Genomic DNA, 13,017 nt, shown 5'->3' with positions numbered 1-13,017 from the left:
AGCAATGTGGATGACCGTTGGAGGAGCTTCGGCGGCTTGGGGGGCCACGATGACGACGACTGTCGCATTCGACCGGGGTGGGGTGCAGAGCAGCGCCGATCTGCTCCGCGCCGAACGCCTGCGGATCGCCACGGACGAGCCGGGCCTGGTGCCGAAGGGACGAGGGTGGGAGCCGGCGTCGCATGCGATGGCTGAGCTCTGCGCCGACTGCCCGGACACCATCGGCGACGTGCTCCGGATGCTGACGCGCACCCAGGAGATCCTCAACGAGCTGCCGCCGCCGGCCGCGAACCGGGTCGCGTCGTTCAACTCGCTGTACTTCACGATCACCGACCGGGTCGCGCAGGCCCTGAAAGGGTCGGACGTCAAGGACCGCGACTTCCTCGAGCTGCTCGACGTCGAGTTCGCCAAGCGCTACTTCGAGGCGCTGCGCCTGTGGGGCGAGGAGGACCTGGCCACCCCCGACGCCTGGGAGATCCTCTTCCGCCGCGCCCAGGACCGCAAGGTCAGCAAGCTCGCGGCGGCGATGCTGGGCGTCAACGCACACATCAACCACGACCTGGCGCTCGCCCTGACCGCCACCTGGGAGCGCCTCGGCGCACCCCGCGACGAGGTGGTCCACCCGGACTACCTGCTGGTCAACAAGATCTTCTACCAGGAGATCCCGAAGCTGCGCCGCCGGTACTCGACCCGCTGGCAGCTACGCATCGACAGCCTGCTCGGCGACCTCGACGACTGGAGCCAGCGGGTGCTGGTCGCGGCCACCCGGGCGCACGCGTGGGAGCAGGCGCAGCGCCTGTGGGCCCTGCGCGACGACGAGGACGACCTGGCCCGGGCCCGCCTGGTGATGGACCGCGCGTCGGCGTACGTCGGCGAGCTCCTGATCACGGGGGACGGCATCGTGAACCGGGTCGGCGACGTCCTGCGCACGGGACGCAACACCGCCCGGGCCGGCCTGGGCCGCGTCCGGGTGCGTCGCACGAGGGTCTAGTCCCCGCAGACCTTGCCGAGGTCGAGGATCCACCCCGAGTTGTCGGGGCTCAGCTCCGAGAGGTCGGGGTCGTCGATGTAGTACTTCTGCACGTTGTCGGCGTACCTGGCGAAGGCCTTGCGAGCCCTGCCCTCCTTCGCCTCGTCCGCCGCGGACCGGAGCGCGGTGACCAGGTCCGGCGCGGTGTCGTGGAGCTTGTCGAGCCACTCCTGCGGCGGCTTCTCGCCGTCGCGCCACATCGGAGCGTCGTCGAAGGCCGCCTTGAAGAACGGGGCACCGGCCTTCCCGACCTCCTTGCACGCCGCGACCGTCGACTTCTTCCGCACGGGCGCAGCGGTGGTCGCGCCGGCCGCGGGCGTCGCACTGGACGTGGGCGCCGCGCTGGTGGTGGGCGCCGCGCTGGTGGGGGCCTCCGTGCCGGCGGCGGGCGCCGCCGGGCTGGTGGCGGCAGGTGCCGAGGTGGCGGCCGGCGCGGCCACCTGATCCTCGTCCGTGCCGCACGCTGCGGCCGAGAGAAGGGCGGTGCTGCATGTCGTGAGGACGAGCGCCGATCGGATCAGGATTCGCATGGGCCCGACCGTAGGGGGACATCGCCCATCGGGCCCGTATTCGGATTGCTCGAGGGCCGGTCGGCCGCGAGCCTTGCCCCGATGCACCGCGGCGGCATCCGCGACAACCTGGACCGCATCGGAGAGCGGAGATCCGTCCTGACGATCGTCGAGCTCTCCCGGAAGGTGCAGCCATCGACGGCACATCGCAGCGGACGTTCGCCACGCACGCCCACCGCCGACGGTGGGCGTGCCTCGTCACGCTACGACGGAGGCGCAGCCCTGACGGTCCCGCTTCGCTCGTCGGGGCTCAGTGCACCGCGCTCACCGGTCGTGCCGAGCGCCACCGCCGCCTCGTGAACCGGTGGGCCGTCAGGGTGCGGCCGGCGCCCCCACCAGGCAGAGGACGTGACCGTCGGGGTCGGTGAGGACAGACTGCCGCTCGCCCCAGGGCTGGTCCGCCGGGGCGTCGATGACCTCGGCGCCCGCCTTCTCCGCCGCCGCCGTGGTGGCGTCCACGTCGGCAACCAGGAAGCTCACGGCGACACCGGCCGGCCCGGGCGTCGGCGGGCGTTCGTGCAGCAGCAGCTCGGTTGCGGCGCCCGGGACGGTGAGGGCCACGACCTCGCCCACGGTGTACTTCTCGGCCAGTCCGAGCGCATCACGGTAGAGGGCCAGCGCCCGCTCCCGATCGGCCACCGACACCACGATCCGCTGCAGTCCCCGTACGGTCATGCGCCGACCATAACGAACCGCCCGCGCGGCCGACCATGAGCTACGAGCGCTGGGCGTCACTCCACTCTTCCTGCGCGGCGCCTACGGGTTAGACAGCTGCTGCGTCAGCGTGTTCAGGCCGCTTCTGATGAGCCGTCCGTACTCGTCGTCGCCGAGCGCATCGATTCCGGTCCGGGCGTGCTGCAGGTGCTCGCGAGCGCGGTCGAGATCGCCGAGTCTGCGGTGGCAGTCCGCGATGTTGAGGTGCAGCGACGGATACAGGGCGGCGATCGGCAGATCTACACCGGCTTCTGCGCTCTGCACGGGTGTGAGGAGGCCGGCTGCGGCGAGAGCACGGTGATCCCAGAGCAGTTCCTGGCGTACGTCCTCCTGAACGTCGGCCATGGCGTGCGCGAGGACACAGACGTGCAGGGGGTTGCCTCGCTCGCCACCGATCTCGTCCCAGATCTCGCCGAGCAGTCGGCGGGCAGTGTCACGCTGACCTCGGTGATGGTGCAGCTGCGCCGCCGCCCCGATCCGGACGAGCACGGGAGCGATGATCATCGGCGTCTGCCTCCGCGCATTTCGTCAAGACGGTGACACGGATCGCATCTGCGCGGGTCCGCTGCCTGCGGGGACATCGCGGCGATCCTTTCTGGTCCCGGCCACCTGGTTCGGGCCCGGCTGGTTCGGGCCCGATCAGAGGACGGTGCGGCCCGGCGTGGTTGCGATCCTTACTGGCCGGGGCCCGGTCAGGGGACGCTGCGGCCCAGCATGGCGGCGAGCCGGTCCAGGGCCGGGGCGGTGTCCGGGATCGGCTGAGGGGGCGCGAACGGGCTGCGTTCCGGGGGCACCGATGACAGCGCCTGAACGGTGAACGCCAGCTCCTGGGCGGCGAGGTCGTCGGGGAAGTCCGGGCGCCGGCCCGTCGCCCGGGCCAGGTCCCAGCCGTGCACCAGCATCTCTGTCAGCTGCAGATGGAGGGCGACCGCGCCGGGCACGCGCCCGAACGGGACGTCGACAATCTTCTCCAGCGCTCCCGGGGTGCCGAAGGCGCTGACCAGGGCGGCGGAGTTGCGGGCGAAGGCGCCGGGCAGGTCCGCGCTGTCGGGCGGGGGAGCCTGCGGTGCGCCGGTGATCGCGGCGGTGAAGCGGGCGGTTCCGGTGACCACGTGCGCGACGAGGTCGCGCACGTTCCAGTCGGCACAGGGTGTCGGGCTCGACCACTGATCGGCCGGCACCGCGGCCACCAGCCTGCCCATGCGGTCCGCTGCATCGGCGAGCTGCATCGTTGTCGCCTTGTCCACACGCCCTCCCGGAGTCGAGTGGTGCCACGCTAACAGCGCCCTACGACAACTTTCCGCCGGACGTGAGCGCGGCTCGCCGGGCGGCGGTGCCGTGTCCGGCCGGGGATGGGAGAGCGAGGCTTGCCGGGGACTAAGGCAGGCGGATTTTGTGTCCGGCCGGGCGGGCGGGCGCGGCTTGCCGGGCGTGGGAGACGGCGGTGCCGTGTCCGGTCGGGGACGGCAGAGCGCGGCTTGCTGGGGCCAGGGGAGGCGGGTTCCGTGTCCGGGCGGGCGGGAGGCCTTCAGGAGGGATGCGGGTTGTCGTTCTGGCCGGGATGGAGCGCGGCCTGCCGGGCGCGGAGGACGCAGGTTCCGTGCCCGGCCGGCCGGGTAGCGCGCCCGCCGGGCCGCGGGTGCGCTGGAGGAGTCACCGACGCGGGGCCGGTGAGGGGCGGTGGCCGCCGAGGCCACCGGTGGGCACTCCGGAACGGGCGCATCGCCCGTGCCGCGGAGTACGTGGGCGCACCGCCCACGCCGGGGGACTGTCCGGGAGTGCTGTCGGGGCAGGCGCACCGCCTGCCCCGGCGTGGATCGGTTACGACGAGATCGCCGTGCGCTCCTGGGAGGTGCCCTCGAGCACCTGCGAGTCCTTGCCGAGGGCCTGGGAGTCCTTGCCCCGCACGATCTCGATGCGGCGCGGCTTGGCGGCCTCGGCGACCGGGATCGTCAGGGTGAGGACGCCGTCCTGCCAGGTCGCGGTGATGTGCTCGACGTCGAGGCCGTCGCCCAGGGTGAGGCGGCGTTCGAAGGTGCCGGTGACGCGTTCGCGGCGCAGCCACTGGACGTCGGAGTCGGTGCGGGGCGAGCGCTCGGCCCGGATGGTCAGGACGTGGTTGTCGACGTCGACCTGGACGGAGCCCGGGTCGATGCCGGCGAGGTCACAGTGCAGGACGAAGTGGTCGCCGGAGCGGTAGAGGTCCATCGGCATGGCCAGGGTCGCGTTGCCGCCGGTGCCCGACGCGGGGCCGAAGACCTGGCCGGCCATGCGGTCGAACTCACGGAAAGGATCGAAGGTCAGCACCACGGATCCACCTCCTCGTGCGGCCCGCCGGCCGTTCCGGCGGGCATGTGGCGCTCGGCGTTCGGATCATCTCTGCCGAGAGTCGTGCAGCGCGCCCCGAGGTGGTTCATCACCGCGGTTGAGCTGCAGCGACAACTCATGTTTTAGCACTGTCGGTCCGAGAGTGCCAAGAGAGTCGCCAAGATTTTCTGCGAGGATCGAGGCATGACAGCTCTCGTGGACCGGGCCGGCCGCCGGTACCCCCTGCACGGGCCGCGGTGGTGCGGCGACGACGGCTCGCCGCTGCTGGTCACGCCGCTGCCCGGCATCACCCGCGACGACGTAGACACCGCCGTACGGTCGCAGTGGCGCTATGCCGCCGCGCTGCCGGCGCCGGTCGAGCGGCCGGTGAGCCTCGGTGAGGGGCTGACGCCGCTGCTGCCGTTCGGCCTCGACGGGGTGGAGCTGCTGGTCAAGCTGGAGTGGATCAATCCCACCGGCAGTTTCAAGGACCGCGGGACCACGGTCATGATCTCCACCCTGCGGGACCAGGGCGTCGGGGAGATCCTGGAGGACAGCAGCGGCAACGGTGGCTCGTCGATCGCGGCCTACGCGGCGGCGGCCGGCATGCGGGCCACGATCCTCGCCCCCGGGTCCACCTCCGCGGCGAAGATCCAGCAGAGCCGGGTGCACGGCGCCACGGTCGAGCTGGTTCCGGGCAGCCGCCAGGCCACCGCGGACGAGGCCGTGCGGCGGTCCGCCTCGACGTTCTACGCCAGCCACAACTGGCACCCGTTCTTCCTGCAGGGCACCAAGCTTCTCGCGTACGAGATCTGGGAGGACCTCGGGTTCGACGCGCCGGAAGCCGTCGTCCTGCCGTGCGGCGCCGGCAGCCTGGTCCTGGGTCTGCACCTGGGCTTCGGTGAGCTGCTGGCCTCCGGCGCGATCCGCCGGCGCCCGCGGCTGCTGGTGTCGCAGCCTGTCAACTGCAGCCCGCTGGTGGCGGCGTTCGCTGCCGGATCCGAGACGGTCGCGCCGGGTGAGTGGACGGCAACGATCGCGGAGGGTACGGCGATAGCCCGGCCCGTGCGCGACCGGGAGGTGCTGGCGGCGATCCGGCTCTCCGGAGGCGACATGGCAGCGGTGCCGGAGGCGGACCTCGGGCCGGCCACGTTCGAGCTGGCCGGCCGCGGCCTGTACGCCGAACCGACCAGCGCCGCCGTCCTCCCCGCGGTCCGCGAGTTCCTGCGCCGGGGTGTGCTGCGCCCCGGCGGGACGACGGTCGTGGTGCTCACCGGTACGGCGCTCAAGGCGGCGGACGCCGTCGCCCGGCTACTCGACGGGCGGTAGCGTCGGAAGGATCGTGCGGCTGCGGCCCGGACGGGGGTACGCCTCCGCCGCGGCGGCGAGCCGGGCGGCATGGTCGCGCTGCTTCTGCCAGTGCCCGTAGAGCGCGCCCCGCCGCGACAACCGGTCCACCTCGGAGATCGTCGCCGGGTCGACGTCGCCGGGCGGGGCGTCCCGCCACGGGGTGCCCGGCAGCGGCATGAAGGTGTGCGCGTGGATGCGGGCGCCCAGGTCGGCCAGCTCGCGGGCCAGCTCGAGGGAGTCACTGACATCCTGCTCGTCCTCGCCGGGCATCCCGAAGATCATGTCCACGTTGATCCGGAAGCCTTCCTCGATGCCGAGCCGGGCCGCACGCTTGACCTCTTCCACGCCGTGGCCTCGCTTGGCCGCCTGGAGAACACGGTCCGAGCCCGACTGGGCGCCCACGATGATGTTGTTGTTGTCGCAGTACTTCTTGACCAGGCGGAGAGCCTCCCGGGAGACGTGCTCGGGACGGATCTCGCTGGGGAACGAGCCGAAGAAGACCCGCCCGTGCGGCCCGATGCCCTCCCGGCACGACGCCAGCAGCTCCTCGACCGCCGCCAGGTTCGGCTCCTCGGTCTGGCTGCCGTACGACAGCGCGGTCGGCGTGATGAAGCGAACGTCGCGCAGGCCACGCTCGCGCATCCGGTCGACGTGCCAGCGGACGTTGGCGACGCTGCGGTGGCGGAACCGCGCCGAGAACATGAACGGCGTCTGGCAGAAGCGGCACGCGTACACGCAACCGCGGGTGATCTCCAGAGCGTTGAACCGGTCCCACTTCAGCGAGAAGCCGCGGAAGTCGTCGAGCGGGCGCCCGCGCGCCTTGCCGGTCCGGACGATCTCGCCGTCGGCGCCGCGATAGGCCAGCCCCGCGATGCCGGCCGGATCGCCGCCCGCGTCGACGAGCGCCAGCAGCGTGGACTCCCCCTCGCCGATCGCGGCCACGTCCCAGCCGGCGTCCAGCGTCTGCACCGGCTCCGCGGTCGCATGGACACCGCCGGCCAGGTGGGTGACCTGAGGGCCGTCGGCGAGCGCCCGGATGGCCGCCAGCTCCTCGGCGAGGGCGGCGGCGTCGGGGGAGTAGAACGACCACAGCACGAGCACGCGCTTCGCGGTCGCCTCGCGGATGTGCGCGGCGGTCGCCTCGGGGGTCTCGCCGAAGCGCACCTCGTAGCGGGTGGTGGTCGGGTGCTCCTCCAGCGCGCCCAGCAGGACGTGGAAGCCGTACGTCACCGCCTTGCGGTAGCGCAGGATCAGGACCAGGTCCGGGCCGCTCATGCCGCGATTTTGCCAGGCAGCCGGTGGTGCGACTCACAGTGGGATGGCATGCGCCGAGGCCTCGTCCTCCAGTCGAACCGGAAGTTCACCGCTTTGCAGGCGGAGCGCTCCGCCTCCGAACGCCACGAGGCCGTGCGTACCTGCGGAGGGACTCGAACCCCCAACATCCGTCTTGTAAGGACGGCGCTCTCCCGGTTGAGCTACACAGGTGAGAAGCTCCGGCGGGTGGACTCGAACCACCACCGTACGGATTAACAGTCCGCTGCCCTGCCGATTGGGCGACGCCGGATCGTGCTGCCCTGACGGGCATGTGCAGCGCGGACGGGACTCGAACCCGCACACTCCCGGGTGAAAGCCGGGTGACTCTACCTGTTCGTCCACCGCGCCAGGTGGATGCGCACCCCGAGCAGGACTCGAACCTGCGGCCTTCCGGTTCGTAGCCGGACGCTCTCTCCGCTGAGCTATCGGGGCATGTCTCGCCGGGTGGAGTCGAACCACCGCCCTCCTCGTTATCAGCGAGGCGCCCCTACCACCTGGGCCACGGCGAGGTGAAAGCGGAGGGATCTCACCCTCCTTGCGCGCCGACGGCGGGACTCGAACCCGCGGCCTTCCGCTCGACAGGCGGTTGCTCTCCCGCTGAGCTACGTCGACGAAGTGGACCCGGTCGGACTCGAACCGACAACCCTCGCTGTGCAAGAACGGCGCTCTACCAGTTGGAGCTACAGGCCCTTCGATGGTGCTGCGTACCCGGGACGCGATTCGAACGCGCACTGTGCTGGTTCTAAGCCAGCCGCCTCCTGCCAGTTGGGCTACCCGGGCGGGTCGTACGTGCCCTCGGCGCGATTCGAACGCGCACTGGACGGTCCCTCAGACCGTTGCCTCTGCCGTTGGGCTACGAGGGCGGGTGAGCTGCGAGCGGAGGATTCGAACCTCCATCGTCCGGGTCAGAGCCGGGTGTGCTGCCGGTTGCACCAGCTCGCATCGGCCGGCCGGCGGGGGTAGCGGTCCCGCCGGCCCGGCCCTTCAGCGCCTGATGAGGACGCTGGTCGCGGCCGCCGGGTGGGCGGCCGCGGGGTGGGTCGGAGTGGCTACGGGGAGTCGAACCCCGGTCTCCGCCATGGCAAGGCGGCGCACTGACCGTTGTGCTACAGCCACGAGTGATCTGCGTCGCCCGTCCGGGGGTCGAACCCGGTCTTCCGGATCGAGAGTCCGGTGGTCTACCCACCTCAGCCTCACGGGCGATCTCCCGGCGCCGGCCCGAAAAGGCGGACGCCGGGGAAATGCATGCCATCCACTGTTGAGTTGCCAAAGTGCAATTCCCTGAAACGTATTCAGGGCACGCACGGGTGGCAGGATTCGAACCTGCAACCGTCGGTGTTGGAGACCGGTGCTCTAGACCGTTGAGCTACACCCGTAGGAACAAAAAAGCCGCCCGGTCCTCGCTGGCGCAAGGTGGGCGGCGTACGCGCAGACGCTGCGCTACCCGCCCCATCGCTCCAGGTCACGACTCAGCTCGCAACCTCGGACCCACAGCTGCGCGGCCACGAGGGAGATGGCGGACCCGTTCGCGATCGCGCAATTCTGCTGCCACGACATGACGGTTCATCTCCTTTCGAGCTCTGGTGCGGTGCCGGGATCCATGATGACCGAGCCGCATCGTTTTCGTCAACGCTTTTCCGCCGGCGAATTCGGCGTTGACGAGGATTCTGCCCACTGTGCGGGGCACGTGTCACCCCATTAATGGCGGTGACCCTCTCAGGCCGGCCCGCCGCCGAAGTGATACCGCGTTGACACCGGGGAAACATGGGGGTCCCAGGACCGTAACGGCTGGTAGCGAGCATCGGTGCCGTGAATCCCGATCAGAACGCCGATGCCGCGGGCCCGCTTGCCGGGTTCACCGTCGCCGTCACCGCCGAGCGCCGGCGCGAGGAGCTGGCCGCCCTGCTGGAACGGCGTGGGGCCCGGGTCGTCGTCGCGCCCGCCATCACGATCGTGCCGCTCGGGGACGACGAGGCCCTGCACGCCGCCACCGAGGCCTGTGTCGGGCTCGCTCCCGACATCGTGATCGCCACCACCGGAATCGGGTTCCGGGGGTGGCTGGAGGCGGCCGAGGGCTGGGGGATGGGTGACACGCTGCGGGCCGCCCTGGGCCGGGCCCGGCTGATCGCCCGCGGTGCGAAGCCGTGCGGGGCGATCCGGGCCGCCGACCTCACCGAGGACTGGTCGGCGGCCACCGAGTCGTCGGAGGAGATCCTGGAGCGGCTGCTCGCGCAGGGCATCGCCGGGCGGCGGATCGCGGTGCAGCTGCACGGCGGGCCGCAGGCCGAGTTCACCGCCGCCCTGCGGGCGGCCGGGGCCGCCGTCGTGGAGATCCCGGTCTACCGGTGGACGCTGCCGCCGGACGTCGCTCCGGTACGCCGCCTCGTCGGCCAGCTCGCCGCCGGGCAGGTCGACGCGGTCACGTTCACCAGCGCCCCGGCGGTCCAGGCGCTGCTGGAGATCGCCGGGCCCGCGGCCGGTGAGGTGCTCGAGGCCTTCCGGGGCGGCACGATGGCCGCCTGCGTCGGGCCGGTCACCGCCGCCTCGCTGGTCGAGCAGGGGGTGCCGGTGGTCACCCCGCACCGGTCGCGGCTCGGGGCCCTCGTGAAGGTCGTGACCGACGAGCTGCCGCGCCGGGCACCGAAGCTGTCCGTGGCCGGCGACGAGCTGGAGATCCGCGGGCACGCCGTGCTCATCGACGGCCGGCTTCAGACGCTGGCGCCGGCCGCCATGGCGATCCTCGGCTCCCTCGCCGACCGGCCGGGTGCGGTGGTGTCCAAGGAGAAGCTGGTCGAGGCGCTGCCCCGGGGCACCGACGCGCACGCGGTGGACGTCGCCATCGCCCGGCTGCGGACGGCGCTGGGCGGCGGTGCGCACATCGAGACGGTGATCAAGAGGGGTTACCGGCTCCGGGTGGACGAGGTGGCCGCATGAAGAGGTTGCTGGCCGTCGCGCACGGGACCCGGTCCGCCGCCGGCCAGGCCCAGATCCGGGACCTCGTCGACCGGGTCGCCTGTCGCAGGCCGGATGTCGACGTGCGCCTGGCCTATGTGGACGTGCAGCATCCCCGGGTCGCGGACGCCATCGAGGAGTCGGACGTGGTGGTGCCGCTGCTGCTGTCAGCGGGATACCACGTGCGGGTGGACATCGCGCAGGCCGCGGCGGGTGCCGGCGCGGTCGTGGCGCCACCCCTGGGACCGGACGCGGTGCTCGTGGAGATCCTGCGTCGGCGGCTCCCGGCCTGCGACGCGGTCGTGCTGGCAGCGGCCGGCTCGTCCGATCCGGCGTGGCGGGCCGACGTGGACGCCGTCGCCGCGGAGCTCGGTGCCACGGTCGGCTACGCCTCGGGGAACGAGCGGCTGGTGCCCGACGTGGTCGCGCAGTTGAGACACGACGGCAGGAGACGAATCGCCGTAGCGGCGTACCTGTTGGCCGACGGGCTGTTCTACCGGTCGCTGCACCGGGCCGGGGCCGACCACGTGACCGCGCCGCTGTGCGAGGATCCCGCGATCGCGGACCTGGTGCTGACCCGTTTCCGCGATCTCACAATGGCCGCGAGCGGGTTGTAGGGAAATCAGAACGTCGGGGCAATCGTTGCGCGCCCGTGAACGAAACGCCGGGCCGCGACGATCGATCTCGTGACGGTGACCGAGACGCATTGCCCGTACTGCGCGTTGCAGTGCGGCATCCGGTTGACGCCCGAGATCCCGCGGGTGCGGCTGGAGCCCGCCGACTTCCCGGTGAACCGCGGCGGGCTCTGCGCCAAGGGCTGGACCGCCGCCGAGCTGCTCGACCACAGGGACCGCCTGCTCACCCCGCTGGTGCGCAAGACCGCCGGGGACCGCAGCAGCCCGCTGCGGGAGGCGACCTGGGACGAGGCCCTGGAGCGGATCGTCACCGCGATCCGCGCCAGCCAGGAACGGTACGGCCCGGACAGCGTAGGCGCGTTCGGCGGCGGGGGGCTCACCAACGAGAAGGCGTACACGCTGGGCAAGTTCGTCCGGGTGGCGCTGCGCTCGGCGGCCGTCGACTACAACGGACGGTTCTGCATGTCGTCGGCCGCCACCGCCGCCAACCGGGCGTTCGGCGTCGACCGTGGGCTGCCGTTCCCGCTCGAGGACCTCGCGCAGGCCCGTACCGTTCTCCTGGTCGGGGCGAACCCGGCGGACGCGATGCCGCCCTCGATGCAGTACCTCGACGCCGGGCGCGCCGAGGGTGCCCGGCACATCGTCGTCGACCCGCGGCTGACGGCCACCGCCAAGGGCGCGTACCGGCATCTGCAACCTCTGCCCGGCACGGACCTGGCGCTGGCCAACGGCCTGTTGCACATCGCGATCCGCGAGGGCCTGGTCGACGAGGACTACATCCGGGACCGGACGACCGGCTTCGAGGCGGTCCGCACCGCGGTCACCTCCTACTGGCCGGGGCGGGTCGAGCGGATGACCGGCGTGTCCGAGGCGCACCTGCGCGAGACGGTCCGGCTGCTCGCCACCGAGCGCCCCGCGATGATCCTCACGGCCCGCGGTGCCGAACAGCACAGCAACGGTACGGACACCGCTCAGGCGTACCTGAATTTGGCCCTGGCCCTGGGCCTGGTCGGCCGGCCGTACTCGGGCTACGGCACGATCACCGGCCAGGGCAACGGCCAGGGCGGCCGCGAGCACGGGCAGAAGGCGGACCAGCTGCCCGGGTACCGCCGCCTCGACGACCCCGCCGCCCGCGCGCACGTGGCGAAGGTGTGGGGCATCGACCCGGCCGAGCTGCCGATGCCCGGGAAGTCCGCGTACGAGATGCTCGACCGGCTCGGCACCGACGGCGGTGTGCGGGTGCTGCTGGTGCTGGCCAGCAACATCGCGGTCTCCGCGCCGCACGCCAACCACGTCATCGACCGGCTGCGCGCGCTCGACCTGCTCGTGGTCTCCGACATCTTCCTCTCCGAGACCGCCGCGCTCGCCGACGTCGTCCTCCCCACCGCCCAGTGGGCCGAGGAGGAGGGCACGATGACCAACCTGGAGGGCCGGGTCATCCGTCGCCGCAGCGCGCTGCCGCCGCCCCCGGAGGTCCGCACCGACCTGCGGTTCCTCAAGGACCTCGCCGAGCGCCTCGGCCATGGGAAGTTCTTCAGCGACGAGCCGCGCGAGGTCTTCGAGGAGCTGCGCCGGGCCAGCGCCGGCGGGATCGCCGACTACGCCGGCATCACCTACGAGCGGGTCGAGGCCGAGCAGGGGGTGTTCTGGCCCTGCCCGTCCGAGGACAATCCCGGCACTCCGCGGCTGTTCGCCGACGGCTTCCCGACGCCCGACGGGCGGGCCCGCTTCGTGCGGGTCGAGCACCGCGACCCGCACGAGGTCCCCGACAGGCATTTCCCGTACGTCCTGACGACCGGCCGGACGATGCAGCAGTACCAGAGCGGCAACCAGACCCGCCGCGTCGCCGCGCTGAGCGTGGCCATGCCGGAGCCCCGCGTCGAGCTGCATCCCGACCTGGCACGCCGGCACGGGATCGCCGACAGCGACATGGTCGAGCTGCGCAGCCGCCGCGGCCGCGCGTTCTTCCGGGCCCGGCTCAACCCCGGCATCCGCCCGGACACCGTTTTCGCGCCCTTCCACTGGGGCGGCGACAACGCCGTCAACGCCCTCACCGACCCCGCGCTCGACCGGCATTCGAAGATGCCCGCTTTCAAGGCGTGCGCGGTCGCCATCTCGCGTACCGAAGAAGAAGGGAGCTGCTGAC

The 13,017-nt window shown here is 72.0% G+C and carries 11 protein-coding genes and 13 tRNA genes; 5 read left to right on the top strand and 19 right to left on the bottom strand.

The genetic code is table 11. The features are described from left to right. The first annotated feature begins 49 nt into the window (after window positions 1–49). Window positions 50–991: a DUF5995 family protein gene (locus tag AB0J80_RS20795; RefSeq protein WP_364707168.1), complete on the top strand. Its 942-nt coding sequence runs from the start codon at window positions 50–52 to the stop codon at window positions 989–991. Here the strand turns inward: AB0J80_RS20795 and AB0J80_RS20790 are convergent. From AB0J80_RS20790 to AB0J80_RS20770, 5 genes are all read right to left on the bottom strand, one after another. After that, window positions 988–1,560, bottom strand: coding sequence for a hypothetical protein (locus AB0J80_RS20790; RefSeq protein ID WP_364707165.1), 573 nt, complete (start codon window positions 1,558–1,560; stop codon window positions 988–990). The genes AB0J80_RS20795 and AB0J80_RS20790 overlap by 4 nt on opposite strands. Window positions 1,561–1,911: 351 nt before the next feature. Further along, entirely contained in the window at window positions 1,912–2,274 is a 363-nt protein-coding gene (locus AB0J80_RS20785) for a VOC family protein (RefSeq protein ID WP_364707163.1), read from the bottom strand. Window positions 2,275–2,355: 81 nt separating this feature from the next. Next, entirely contained in the window at window positions 2,356–2,817 is a 462-nt protein-coding gene (locus AB0J80_RS20780) for a hypothetical protein (protein WP_364707161.1), read from the bottom strand. Between the two features lie 188 nt (window positions 2,818–3,005). Beyond that, entirely contained in the window at window positions 3,006–3,560 is a 555-nt protein-coding gene (locus tag AB0J80_RS20775; RefSeq protein ID WP_364707158.1) for a TIGR03086 family metal-binding protein, read from the bottom strand. A gap of 574 nt (window positions 3,561–4,134) precedes the next feature. Next, window positions 4,135–4,623, bottom strand: a complete 489-nt coding sequence (locus AB0J80_RS20770) for an Hsp20/alpha crystallin family protein (protein WP_364707156.1) — start codon at window positions 4,621–4,623, stop codon at window positions 4,135–4,137. 201 nt (window positions 4,624–4,824) lie between these two features. On the opposite strand from AB0J80_RS20770, the gene AB0J80_RS20765 reads away from it, so the two are divergent. Beyond that, window positions 4,825–5,949, top strand: coding sequence for a pyridoxal-phosphate dependent enzyme (locus AB0J80_RS20765; protein WP_364707154.1), 1,125 nt, complete (start codon window positions 4,825–4,827; stop codon window positions 5,947–5,949). On the opposite strand, the gene AB0J80_RS20760 is transcribed toward AB0J80_RS20765, so the two are convergent. From AB0J80_RS20760 to AB0J80_RS20695, 14 genes are all read right to left on the bottom strand, one after another. After that, complete coding sequence (locus AB0J80_RS20760; protein ID WP_364707152.1) at window positions 5,932–7,245, bottom strand: TIGR04013 family B12-binding domain/radical SAM domain-containing protein; 1,314 nt, start codon at window positions 7,243–7,245, stop codon at window positions 5,932–5,934. The genes AB0J80_RS20765 and AB0J80_RS20760 overlap by 18 nt on opposite strands. Before the next feature lie 137 nt (window positions 7,246–7,382). Continuing rightward, a tRNA-Val gene (locus AB0J80_RS20755) sits at window positions 7,383–7,455 on the bottom strand. A gap of 6 nt (window positions 7,456–7,461) precedes the next feature. Continuing rightward, a tRNA-Asn gene (locus AB0J80_RS20750) sits at window positions 7,462–7,534 on the bottom strand. A gap of 24 nt (window positions 7,535–7,558) precedes the next feature. Further along, window positions 7,559–7,632 (bottom strand) — tRNA-Glu (locus AB0J80_RS20745). Window positions 7,633–7,643: 11 nt separating this feature from the next. After that, window positions 7,644–7,716, bottom strand: a tRNA-Arg gene (locus tag AB0J80_RS20740). Window positions 7,717–7,719: 3 nt separating this feature from the next. Beyond that, window positions 7,720–7,793, bottom strand: a tRNA-Ile gene (locus tag AB0J80_RS20735). Between the two features lie 31 nt (window positions 7,794–7,824). Continuing rightward, window positions 7,825–7,896 (bottom strand) — tRNA-Asp (locus tag AB0J80_RS20730). 4 nt (window positions 7,897–7,900) lie between these two features. Continuing rightward, a tRNA-Ala gene (locus AB0J80_RS20725) sits at window positions 7,901–7,974 on the bottom strand. A 15-nt stretch (window positions 7,975–7,989) separates the two neighbouring features. Then, window positions 7,990–8,064: transfer RNA gene (locus tag AB0J80_RS20720), tRNA-Leu, on the bottom strand. Window positions 8,065–8,074: 10 nt separating this feature from the next. Next, window positions 8,075–8,147, bottom strand: a tRNA-Leu gene (locus AB0J80_RS20715). 7 nt (window positions 8,148–8,154) lie between these two features. Then, window positions 8,155–8,226, bottom strand: a tRNA-Gln gene (locus AB0J80_RS20710). A gap of 102 nt (window positions 8,227–8,328) precedes the next feature. Continuing rightward, window positions 8,329–8,400, bottom strand: a tRNA-Gly gene (locus AB0J80_RS20705). Between the two features lie 12 nt (window positions 8,401–8,412). Beyond that, window positions 8,413–8,486: transfer RNA gene (locus AB0J80_RS20700), tRNA-Glu, on the bottom strand. 100 nt (window positions 8,487–8,586) lie between these two features. Then, a tRNA-Trp gene (locus tag AB0J80_RS20695) sits at window positions 8,587–8,660 on the bottom strand. A 433-nt stretch (window positions 8,661–9,093) separates the two neighbouring features. Between AB0J80_RS20695 and AB0J80_RS20690 the strand changes: the two genes are divergently transcribed. The 3 genes from AB0J80_RS20690 (at window position 9,094) to AB0J80_RS20680 (ending at window position 13,016) form a co-directional block, all read left to right on the top strand. Further along, a complete protein-coding gene (locus AB0J80_RS20690) occupies window positions 9,094–10,218 on the top strand; it encodes a uroporphyrinogen-III synthase (RefSeq protein ID WP_364707150.1) in 1,125 nt (374 codons plus the stop codon). After that, window positions 10,215–10,853, top strand: coding sequence for a CbiX/SirB N-terminal domain-containing protein (locus AB0J80_RS20685; protein ID WP_364707149.1), 639 nt, complete (start codon window positions 10,215–10,217; stop codon window positions 10,851–10,853). The genes AB0J80_RS20690 and AB0J80_RS20685 overlap by 4 nt, the downstream gene beginning before the upstream one ends. A 69-nt stretch (window positions 10,854–10,922) precedes the next feature. Next, a complete protein-coding gene (locus tag AB0J80_RS20680; RefSeq protein ID WP_364707147.1) occupies window positions 10,923–13,016 on the top strand; it encodes a molybdopterin oxidoreductase family protein in 2,094 nt (697 codons plus the stop codon). Window position 13,017 lies beyond the last annotated feature (1 nt).

It is taken from the genome of Actinoplanes sp. NPDC049548 (genome assembly GCF_040676695.1).
GTDB lineage: Bacteria > Actinomycetota > Actinomycetes > Mycobacteriales > Micromonosporaceae > Actinoplanes.
Note: the sequence above shows the minus strand (reverse complement) of the source record. Positions and strands in the feature narration are given on the sequence as shown.